This window comes from Nocardia sp. NPDC056541 (assembly GCF_042794235.1).
Taxonomy (GTDB): domain Bacteria; phylum Actinomycetota; class Actinomycetes; order Mycobacteriales; family Mycobacteriaceae; genus Nocardia.
In genome coordinates, this window is sequence record NZ_JBHTUD010000002.1 from 395395 (window position 1) to 405847 (window position 10453).

Annotated in this window: 10 protein-coding genes; 4 read left to right on the forward strand and 6 right to left on the reverse strand. The window is 69.8% G+C overall.

Translation table 11 applies throughout. From position 1 onward, the window contains the following. Positions 1–56 precede the first annotated feature (56 nt). Positions 57–1025 carry a DUF389 domain-containing protein gene (locus ACFQ9R_RS04760; protein WP_378989008.1) on the forward strand — a complete coding sequence of 323 codons (969 nt, stop codon included), beginning with the start codon at positions 57–59 and terminating at the stop codon, positions 1023–1025. 2 nt (positions 1026–1027) lie between these two features. Here the strand turns inward: ACFQ9R_RS04760 and ACFQ9R_RS04765 are convergent, their stop codons facing one another. Next, positions 1028–2038 (reverse strand): hypothetical protein, encoded by a 1011-nt coding sequence (locus tag ACFQ9R_RS04765; protein WP_378989009.1) that lies wholly within the window; start codon positions 2036–2038, stop codon positions 1028–1030. Positions 2039–2231: 193 nt separating this feature from the next. Between ACFQ9R_RS04765 and ACFQ9R_RS04770 the strand changes: the two genes are divergently transcribed. Next, positions 2232–3401 (forward strand): phosphotransferase family protein, encoded by a 1170-nt coding sequence (locus ACFQ9R_RS04770; protein ID WP_378989010.1) that lies wholly within the window; start codon positions 2232–2234, stop codon positions 3399–3401. A gap of 76 nt (positions 3402–3477) precedes the next feature. Continuing rightward, entirely contained in the window at positions 3478–4299 is an 822-nt protein-coding gene (locus ACFQ9R_RS04775) for a siderophore-interacting protein (RefSeq protein WP_378989011.1), read from the forward strand. A gap of 21 nt (positions 4300–4320) precedes the next feature. On the opposite strand, the gene ACFQ9R_RS04780 is transcribed toward ACFQ9R_RS04775, so the two are convergent. The 3 genes from ACFQ9R_RS04780 to ACFQ9R_RS04790 all read right to left on the reverse strand — a co-directional run bounded on the left by ACFQ9R_RS04780 (position 4321) and on the right by ACFQ9R_RS04790 (position 7716). Further along, the gene (locus tag ACFQ9R_RS04780) at positions 4321–5568 is read right to left on the reverse strand and encodes an RNA polymerase sigma factor (RefSeq protein WP_378989012.1); all 1248 of its coding nucleotides are present in this window, start codon (positions 5566–5568) and stop codon (positions 4321–4323) included. After that, complete coding sequence (locus ACFQ9R_RS04785; protein ID WP_378989013.1) at positions 5565–5918, reverse strand: YciI family protein; 354 nt, start codon at positions 5916–5918, stop codon at positions 5565–5567. The genes ACFQ9R_RS04780 and ACFQ9R_RS04785 overlap by 4 nt, the downstream gene beginning before the upstream one ends. A gap of 133 nt (positions 5919–6051) precedes the next feature. Continuing rightward, a complete protein-coding gene (locus ACFQ9R_RS04790; protein WP_378989014.1) occupies positions 6052–7716 on the reverse strand; it encodes an alkaline phosphatase D family protein in 1665 nt (554 codons plus the stop codon). Between the two features lie 123 nt (positions 7717–7839). Between ACFQ9R_RS04790 and ACFQ9R_RS04795 the strand changes: the two genes are divergently transcribed. Then, on the forward strand, positions 7840–9216 hold the full coding sequence (locus ACFQ9R_RS04795; RefSeq protein WP_378989015.1) for a replication-associated recombination protein A: 1377 nt from the start codon (positions 7840–7842) through the stop codon (positions 9214–9216). A 12-nt stretch (positions 9217–9228) separates the two neighbouring features. Here the strand turns inward: ACFQ9R_RS04795 and ACFQ9R_RS04800 are convergent, their stop codons facing one another. Both ACFQ9R_RS04800 and ACFQ9R_RS04805 read right to left on the reverse strand, forming a co-directional pair. Then, positions 9229–9624: a hypothetical protein gene (locus tag ACFQ9R_RS04800; RefSeq protein WP_378989016.1), complete on the reverse strand. Its 396-nt coding sequence runs from the start codon at positions 9622–9624 to the stop codon at positions 9229–9231. A 56-nt stretch (positions 9625–9680) separates the two neighbouring features. Then, positions 9681–10400 (reverse strand): helix-turn-helix transcriptional regulator, encoded by a 720-nt coding sequence (locus ACFQ9R_RS04805; protein ID WP_378989017.1) that lies wholly within the window; start codon positions 10398–10400, stop codon positions 9681–9683. Between the last annotated feature and the right edge of the window lie 53 nt (positions 10401–10453).

The window sequence follows — 10453 nt, forward strand, 5'->3', positions numbered from 1 at the left end:
GGTACCTTCTGGTCAGTTCCCGATCGCGACGGCGGGACCGATCAGGAGGACACCGGGTGCTACATCTGCGAGTGATCAGCCCGCCCGAGCAGACCGACGCCCTGGTGCGGGTGCTCGAGGAGGACGCCGGTGTCACTCATCTGACGGTGGCGCGCGGGATCGCCCTCGACCCGCCGGGCGATCTGGTCCAGGCCGATGTGGCGCGCGAGGCGGGCAACAAGGTCCTCGCCGATGTGAAGGCGCTCGGCATCGTTCACACCGGCGGGATCACGCTGGAACCGATCACGGCGGTGCTGTCCGACGCCGCCGATCGCGCGGTCCACGCGGCGCCGGGCGACCCGAGCGACGCGGTCGTCTGGGAGCAGTTGCTCAAGGAGACGCACGAGGAATCCTCGCTCAACGCCACCTTTGTGGCGTTTCTGACGATCGCCTGTCTGCTGGCCTCGATCGGTGTGGCGACCAACTCGCCGGTCACCATCGTCGGCGCGATGGTGGTGGGTCCGGAGTTCGGGCCGCTGGCAGCGCTGTCGGTCGCACTGGTTCGCCGTAACTGGCGGCTGGCCCGGCGTTCGGTACTCGCGCTTGCCGTGGCCTTCCCGGTGGCGATGGTGATCACGCTCGGCGCGACCCTGGTGTGGCAGCAGCTGGGCTGGATCACCACCAAGGGTGTCATCGACGCGCACAATGTCGACTTCATCTACGAGGTGGGGCCGTTCTCGCTGGTCGTTGCCCTACTCGCCGGTGCGGCCGGGATGCTGTCGCTGGTCACCGCGAAGTCGGCGGCCCTGATCGGGGTGTTCATCTCGGTCACCACCGTGCCTGCCGCGGGCTACGCGGTGGTGGCGGCGACGATCGGGCAGTGGCATCGCGCGTTCGAATCGGTCGGTCAGCTCGCGGTGAACCTGCTCGGCATCGTCGTGGCCGGGGTGATCGTGCTCGAGTTGCGACCCCGGGCGGGGGACACGGACGGTCCGGTCGGGCGATTCAAGCGGGCCATCGGCATGCGGTCCGCGCTCGACCGCTGACCTCAGACGCGGGCGACCGGTCCCGCCGTCAGCATCCGGTAGGAGTAGGTGACCGCGATGACGCATACCGGCCCCGCGACGAACAGGCCGAGCCCGCACAGTATCGCGCCGACGAGGGTGACCAGCGTGATGGTGAGCGCCAGCAGCAGCGCCGCCCACAGGTTCGCCAGCACCAGTTGCGCGCTCGCCTTGATCGCTTCCACCGGACCGTAGTCCTGGTCGATCACGAAGTGCATCGAGAACATGCACAGGAACCCGGCGACGATGCCGGGCAGCAGGCACAGCGTCGAGGCGAGCAGCGTGACGGTGAAGGCGAGCAGCGAGGTGAGCAGGACATTGCCCGCGTTCACGAACCGGAAGTACGACCCGAAAGCCGGTGGGTATCCGTCGGTTTCGTAGAGCGCGCCGCGCACCATCGCCGCCTGCAGCAGCCACAGCGCGACGATCACCATCAAGAACAGCAACAGCACGCTGAACGGCGACGTCGGCTCGACGATCTGGACCACGGCGACGAAGCCGAGATAGATCAGCACGCCCACCGCGGTGACGCCGAGCCACGGACCCGGATTGGCCCGGAATCGTTCCCAGCCGTAGCTCAGCGAACGGCCGATATCGAGGGCTTGTGCTCCCGAATGGTAGTAACCGGGCGTCTGCCCGGCACCGCCCTGCGACACGCCGGACGCGGGGTATACCGGATTCTCCGGTTTCGCCTGGGGGACGGCGTAACCGGAGCCCGTGCCCGCGGGCCCGTACTGCGGTGTGGGCCCGCCGCGTCCGGCAATCGGCGGCGGCGGCTCGACCGGCTCCTGCCCGTACTGGGCGGCGCCGGGTCCCTCGAATTGCGGATAGCCTGCGCCACCGGCCATTCCGTGCCTGCTCGGTCCCGGACCGGGAGCCGGTGGCTGCCCGGTGCCCTCATGTCTGCCCGTGGGGCCGGCGAACTGTCCGCCACCGCCCGGAACAGGCGACCCGCCCGGCGAATCGCTCGATGCGGCGTACGGAGTGTCGGTCACTGTGATAGACCTTTCGACTCAACCGGTTTGCGGTGTGGCGCACAGCAGTTCACGATGAGAAAACCCGACGACCGGCTGATGTGTCAAGCGAACAGGCACACACGCGCAACCTCGGCGCCAACACGCCGAGCGACGCGGAAAGGTTGTCCAACCGCTCGCTAGAAGTGACCGGGTACGAGTAGCTTGAGAGGCGATGACCGCACTATTGGCCGAACGCGCCGCCGACGTCGTGTCCGCAGCACAACAGTTGCTCACAAAGCGAATGGGTGCTCCGGTAAAGCTGAGTGATCCGATGGAGCTCAGCGGCAGTGGTAGGACGACAGTCCTACGCGTGCGTGTTGCGGAAAACGCATTTTCGTTGCCGCGCACCCTGATCGTGAAGCAGGTGCGCGGTTCCAGTCCTGACCGCCGCATCGGTGGTCTGGCGCCCGGCGTCGCCAGCATCGACGCCGCGTTCCTGCGCGAGGCGGTGTCCTACCAGTTCACCACCGCGCTGAGTCGCGAACAGCGCCCCGGAGCCTTCCTGATCGCCCACAGCGTTCCCGACCGGCTCCTCGTGCTGTCGGACCTCGGCGAGAACGCCTTACTGACCTCGGTGCTGCAGGCGCGTGTCGAGCCGGGCACCCGCAACTCGCTGATGGCGTTCGCTCAGGCGCTCGGCCGGATGCACGCCGCGACCGTCGGCCGCGAACCCGACTTCGTCGCCCTGATGCGCCGGGTCGACTCGGCGCATCGCGTCGACGGGATCGCCCAGCAGGCGCAGGCTGCCATCGCCGAGGTTCCAGGTCTGCTCGAAGCCGAGTTCGGCGTCGAGGTGCCCGGGGAGATCGCCGAGCGCATCGTGCACGGCAACCGTCTGTTCACCGGCGGCCGCTACCGCGCGTTCAGCCCGTCGGACCTGTGCCCCGACAACGTGATCATGAACGAGGAAGGCGCGCGGTTCCTCGACTACGAGTGGGGCGGTTTCCGTGATGCCACCCTCGACATCGCCTACGCGCTGGTCTCCTTCCCCGGCTGCCTGTGCGATTTCGAACTCTCGCGCAGCCGTGCCAAGGAGATGGTCGAGGCCTGGCGTTCGGCTGTGGTCGGTGTATGGCCGTCGCTGGCCGACGACACCGTCCTGGCCGAACGAATCCTCGAGGCCCGGCTGATCTGGGTCTGGCTGTCGACGTACTGGTTCCTGCCCGCCGACCACACCCGCATCGCCACCGCGCGTGAGCACGGGCTGTCGGTGCCGCGCTCGGAGGCGCTGATCAACCGGTGGTCGGCGCTGGCCGAGGACGCGAGGATGACCGGCGACGACGCGGTCGGCGACTTCGCCGAACAGGTCTCGGCGATGCTCGAAGAGCGCTGGTCGGAGTAGCGCGGCCGAGCGGGCTCCCCACTTCCCGGCGCGACACGGGTACCGTCGGCAGGGATCTGAGGAGTTGGGAGCAGCCGTGCCGATACCGGTCACCGTCACAGTCGTCCGCAAGCAGTGGTTGACCCCGCACCTGGTGCGGGTGGTCGGCACGGTCTCGGACGGATTCAGCCCGAACGGGTTCACCGATGCCTACGTGAAGTTGATCTTTCCGGTGCCCGGCGTCGACTACCCCGAGCCGTTCGATCTCGACACTGTGCGCGCGACGCTCGGCCCGGAGAGCCAGCCCGTGCTGCGCACCTACACCGTGCGGTCCTTCGATCCGCAGCGACGCGAGATCAGCATCGACTTCGTGGTGCACGGCGACGAGGGCATCGCCGGGCCATGGGCGCGCTCGGTGGAGCCGGGCGCGCGGTTCTGGTTGAACGGCCCCGGCGGTGCGTTCGCGCCCGACCCGGCGGCCGACTGGTACCTGTTCGCCGGCGACGAGTCGGCGCTGCCGGCCATCGCGGCCGCGCTCGAGGCGCTACCCGCCGGTGTGCCCGCCCTGGTGTTCGTCGAAGTGGGCGGCAGCGAAGACGAGATCGCCCTCGACTCGCCCGCCGACCTGCGCCTGCAGTGGGTGCATCGCGGGGTGTCCTCGGACCGGATCACCGACGACCTCGCCGGGGCCCACTCACCACTGGTGGCCGCGGTGCGCGCGGCCGAGTGGCTGCCGGGACAGGTCCACGCGTTCGTACACGGGGAGGCCGAGGCCGTGATGCGTCAGCTGCGTCCCTACCTGCGCAAGGAACGTGACGTCGCGCCGAAATGGGTCTCGATCTCGGGGTACTGGCGGCGCGGCCGCACCGAGGAGGGCTTCCGCGAGTGGAAGCGGGAGCTGGCCGCCGAAGGCGCCTGATCCGGAGTTCCCCGGTGCCGGTCAGCTCGTCAGCGCGACGAGTTTGTCACGCAGATGGGCACGTTCGACCGCGTTGTCGGTGAGCAGCAGCGCCGACTCGTAGGCGGCGATCGCCTCCTCGGTACGTCCGAGATCGGTGAGGAAAGCGGCGCGGGCGGCGTCGAGATAGCCGTAGGTCGCCAGCGCCGGTTCCGCGCCGAGCGGATCCAGTAGGGCCAGCGCCTGTGCCGGATCGCCGGCGAGGCCGACCGCGATGGCGTGATTGAGCAGCGCGACCGGCGACGCCGAATCGCGCAGCAACAGCCGATACAGGCCGATGATCTCTCGCCAGTCGGTGTCGGCCCACGTGGGCGCCTCGTCGTGGACCGCGGCGATCGCGGCCTGCAAGGTATACCGGTCGGTATGTGGCAGAGCGTGTTTCACCAGCGCGATGCCCTCGGCGATGGCCGCGCGATCCCAGCGCCCGCGGTCCTGGTGTTCGAGCGTGCACAGATTGCCGTCGTCGTCGACGCGCGCTGCCCGGCGGGCGTCGGTGAGCAGGATCAGCGCCAGCAGCCCGGTCACGGACGGGTCGTCGGGAACCAGCGCGTGCATCATCCTGGCCAACTGCTGCGACCTGTCGACGAGATCGGCACGGACCAGCACCTCACCCGCCGGCGCGGTATGGCCGGTGGTGAACAGCAGATGGATCACCGCGCAGATGGAATCGAGCCGCTGCGGCAGTTCCCGCACCGAGGGCACCCGATACGGAATGGCCGCGACCGCGATCTTCTTCTTGGCTCGGGTGATGCGCGCGGCCATCGTCGACTCGCTCACCAGGAACGCGCGAGCCACCTCGGCGGTGGTGACACCGCAGACCAGCCGCAGAGTCAGCGCGACCTGGGCCTGCGGTGCGAGCGCGGGGTGACAGCAGGTGCTGATCAGCCGCAACCGGTCGTCGGGGATCGCCGGGTCGTCCAGGTCGGCCAGCGCCAGATCGGCGGTGTCGGCGACCGGCTCGTCGACGACGAGCTGGGGCAGCGCCCGCCGGAAGGTGCTGTCGCGACGGAGCAGGTCGAGGCCCCGGCGTCGCGCGACCGTCGTCAGCCAGGCGCCGGGCTTGGCCGGGACACCGTCGCTCGCCCAGACGGTGAGGGCCGTCGCGTAGGCATCCTGGACGCATTCCTCGGCGAGGTCGAAATCACGGACCAGCCGCACCGTCGCGGCGAGCACGAAGGCCCATTCACGACGGTGCGCCTGCTCGACGGCCGCGGCCGCCACCGTGGTCACGACTGCGGGTAGACCTGGATCGGGCGAACCTCGACGCCACCGGTGGGGGCAGGCACCCGCGCGGCGATCGCGATCGCGGCATCCAGGTCGGGCGCCTCCAGCAAGTAGTAGCCGCCGAGCGCTTCCTTCGCCTCGGCGAACGGCCCGTCGGTGATGACGACCTCGCCGTTGGCGTCGTGGCGGATCGTGGTGGCGGTCGCGGTGGGCTGCAACGCCTGCCCACCGCGATTGGCGTCACCGGCGATCTGCTGGAAGGTGCGATGCGCGGCGAGCATGTCGTCGAACTCGGCGGGGGAGTACGCGGCGTAGGCGGCTTCGTCGCCGTAGATCAGGACCAGGTACTGGCTCATGATGTGCTCCTTCGGGTGTGGGGCTGCCCGCTCGTCGGGTGCCGTACTCACTCGACGAGCGACCGCGGGCGCAATCGACAACCCTGTCCGAAGAATTCTGCGCCGATTTCCGCCGCGTCGCGGCGAACCCCGGTCAGGGCATCGGCGTCGGCCGCGGTTCGAGCCGACCGCCCGCCGGAACGGCGAACGACGCGCCGTGGCGCACGCCCGTCGCGGGATCGGTGACATCGGCGACGTAGAACCAGTCCATCTGCGTCTGCGTCGCGGTCACCTCGAGCACGCCGAAACCGTGCGAGTCGAGCTCGACGTAACGTAGGTGGTGGTTGGCTGCCTTGATGGCCTCTTCCGCCGGTACCGACGCGGTGCGGGCGGGCATCTTCAGCAGGTCGCCGACACTCGAGGAGGTGACCGACGGGATCACGAACTCCGCGCCGACAGTCGGTCCGCCCGGGTAGTTCGCGGCGTTCACCGGCAGGTCGGCGGCCCAGGAGGTGTGGATGTCGCCGGTGAGGAACACGACGTCGCCCACTTCGTTGTCGGCGATCGCCCGGAACAGCGTGGTGCGGTCGGCGGTGTAGCCGTCCCACTGGTCGCCGTTGACGGTAATCCCGCCCTGCGGAATACCGAGTGCCTCGGTGATCGCCTGGGTCGTGGCCGCTTCCAGCGGCGGGAACACCAGCGGCGCGACCATCACCGAATTGCCGACCAGCTTCCAGCGGGTGGGGGAGGAGGTGAGTCCCGCGGTGAGCCACGCCATCTGGGCGCGGCCGGTGATGGTGCGCGACGGGTCGTCGGCGTGGCGCCAGCCCCCGCCCGGCCCCGCCTCCTCGTCACGGTAGGTGCGCAGATCCAGCATCGACAGTTCCGCCAGCGTGCCGAATCGCAGGCGTCGGTAGATCTGCACCTGGCCGTCGGCGCGCGTGGCGCGCACCGGCATCCACTCCAGGTAGGCGCGGGTGGACGCGGCCTTACGGTCGGCCCAGGGGCCTTCGGTGGCGGGGTCGTGGTTCTCCGCGCCCTCGCGCCAGGAGTTGTCGGCCGACTCGTGGTCGTCCCAGGTGCAGATGAACGGCACTCCCGCGTGCAGGGCCATCAGGTCGGGATCGGTCTTGTACTGGCCGTGGCGGGTGCGGTAGTCGGTGAGGGTGACGATCTCGTTCGCCGGGTCGTGTGCGCGGACCGCGCCGTTGCGGCCGGTGTACTTGCCTCGGCCGTACTCGTAGATGTAGTCGCCGAGGTGCACGATCGCGTCGAGATCGGTGCGCGCGGCCAGGTGCCGGTAGGAGCCGAACCAGCCTGCTTCCCAGTTGGCGCAGGAGACCAGGCCGAGGCGGAGACGGTCGACCTCGCTGTCCGGTGCCGGCGCTGTTCTGGTGCGGCCGACGGGTGAGGTCTCGCCGAGCGCGGTGAAACGGTAGAAGTAGTCCTCACCGGGGGTGAGGCCGGTCGCGTCGACCTTGACGGTGTGGTCGGTGTCGGCGGAGGCGGTGACGGTGCCGGACGCGGCGAGCGTGCCGAAGCCGGCGTCGGTGGCGATCTCCCAGCGCACCGCTGCCGCGTCGCCGAGGCCGGAACCGGGAGCGGCGTCCTCGGCGACCGTGACCCTGGTCCACAGGATGACCGCGCCCGGCAGCGGATCGCCGGACGCGACGCCGTGCCGGAAGACAGCACCCGCGGCGTGCGCGGGCGCTGCGGTGCCCAGCACCGCGACCGCCGCGACCGCCGTGGAACCGGCGAACAGGGTGCGGCGGGCGAACCCGACCGGCTGGGAGGTTACGGCGCTGTTGTTTTCGACCACGATCAGCGATCACAGCCCACGAATCGCTCGGGCGCAAGTCGACCCGGGGATTGTTGGTCAACTGTCCATCTGCGTGGCAGGTCCTGGTCGATCTCCGCGGTCGGTTGGTGAGCTTCGCAGGACATGTCCGAGGGCCTCGGTACCCTGCACAACGTGAGCGACAGCCTTTTCGACGTGCCCGGCGAACACGCGTCCGCCGAACCCGGCGCCGACGCGGTGTTCCGTCGCGACTCCGGCGCGCCGCTCGCCGTCCGCCTGCGCCCGGCGAACTTGGACGAGGTGATCGGCCAGACGCATCTGCTCGGTCCCGGGTCTCCGCTGCGTCGGCTCGTCGAAGGGTCGGGGGCGGCATCGGTGCTGCTCTACGGCCCGCCCGGCACCGGAAAGACCACGCTGGCCTCGTTGCTCTCGCAAGCCACCGGCCGTCGGTTCGAAGCGCTGTCGGCGCTCTCGGCCGGCGTGAAGGAGGTGCGGGCGGTGATCGACCTCGCCCGGCGCAGGCTCGCCGCGGGCGAGCAGACCGTGCTGTTCATCGACGAGATCCACCGCTTCTCCAAGACCCAGCAGGACGCGCTGCTGGCCGCCGTCGAGAACCGGGTCGTGTTGCTGGTCGGTGCGACCACCGAGAACCCCTCGTTCTCCGTCGTCTCCCCGTTGCTGTCGCGCTCGCTCGTCCTGCAACTGCAACCGCTCACTCCCGACGACATCCGCGCGGTCCTCGCCCGCGCGATCAGCGACCCGCGCGGTCTCGCCGACGCCTACACCGTCAGCGACGACGCGATCGAGCACATCGTGCGGATCGCGGGCGGCGACGCTCGCCGCGCGCTCACCGCGTTGGAGGCGTCGGCCGAGTCGGCGACCGAGGGCGCCGTCGACCTGGAAACGGTCGAGGCGACCGTCGACAAGGCTGCCGTCCGCTACGACCGCGCGGGCGACCAGCACTACGACGTGATCAGCGCGTTCATCAAGTCCATTCGCGGCTCCGATGTCGACGCCGCCGTGCACTATCTGGCGCGCATGCTCGCCGCGGGCGAGGACCCCCGCTTCATCGCGCGCCGCTTGATGATCCACGCCAGCGAGGACATCGGCATGGCCGACCCGATGGCCCTGCAGACCGCGACAGCGGCCGCCCAGGTCGTCCAGCAGGTCGGCCTGCCCGAATGCAAACTCGCCTTGGCGCAGGCCACCATCCATCTCGCGACTGCCCCGAAATCCGGTGCGGTGACCACCGCGATCGGCACGGCGATGGCCGATGTCTCACGCGGCAAGGCCGGTGCCGTCCCGCCGTACCTGCGCGACGGTCACTACGCGGGCGCCGCCCTGCTGGGCAACGCCCAGGGCTACAAGTTCCCGCACAAGTACCGCGAAGGCGTCGTGGCCCAGCAGTACCCACCCGACGAACTGGTCGGCACCGACTACTACCTGCCCACCGACCACGGCAACGAACGCACGATCGCCCCGCGTCTGGAAAAGCTGCGCCGCATCATCCGCGGCAAGTGAGGCGGGGTGCGGTCAATCGAGCGTGAACGGACCGGCGCCACCGACCGACCACACCTTGCGCAGTTGCCCGCCGACCGCTTCGAAGACGTCGATCCCGCCGTGCGCGGGAATCTCGTCGTGGGTTGAATGCCAACGGACAGCGAATGTGCCGGTGCCGGTGGCATCGAGACCGCCGACCGCGTCGGAATCGACGACGAACCCGACGTCGGGTCGCTGCGCCCGGTATTCGGCGACGAACGAGGCGAACGCCGCGGGCCCGCGCAGCGCGTCGGCGATGTCGCGGGTCGGCGAGGCGAAACGGATGCTGAAGTCGTCGGTGAGCAACGCCGTCGCGAGTTCGGTGCTGCCGTTCCACAGCTCGGTCCAGGTCGCGGCGAGCTGATCGGCGGTGACGGTCGTGGTTGTCATGGACTGCTCCTTCGAGTCGGGCCGCGGCGGGTGCGGCGGCCTGCGTCATTCAGAATTCAGTCGTTGCGCGACAACGGTGTGTCGGTGATCGCCGTCACATCGATGAGCGTGCCGAACCCCGTCGGGATCGTCGACAGGTCCACCTCGCGTTCGGGACTCGCCTCGTCCAGGACATCGGCGGCCAGCACCCGATCGAGTCGAAATCCCCGCAGTCCCGTCCGCATCCGGCACCAGGCGTACAGAAACCACTCCTCGCCCGCCAGGAACGCCAGTGGTTCCACTTCCCGCGAGGTGGTCACGCCCTCGCGGTCGGCGTAGTCCAAGCGCAGCACTCGCCGCCGGACCACCGCGTCGAGAATCGCGGGCGAGACCGCTCTCGCCGGATCCACCGGCAGGAATCGGATCCGCTCCACCAGCGCGGTAGCGCGCACTCGGTCCTGTTCGGGCAGGACCGCCACGATCTTGTGTACCGCCGAAGCCGCCGCCGCGGCGAACGGCGTACCGGCCAACCGTGGCAACGCCACCGCGAGGGCGGTGGCCTCGGCCGTCGTCAGACTCACCGGAGCGAGCGTTCGATGCCGATCGAGCGCGTACCCGCCCGAGCGCCCCGGCACGGTCATGATCGGCACCCCGGCCTGGGCCAATGCGGTCAGATCGCGTTCGATCGTGCGGGTCGACACCTCGAAGCGGGCCGCGAGCTGCCGGGCGGTCCGCGGTCGCGGGCTGTAGGCCCGCAGTTCCTCGGCGAGTGCGTAGAGCCGCTCGGTTTTCGTCACGACGCGATTGTCGTCGATCCACTGTGCCACCGGCGTGGCGCGGACCACCCCGG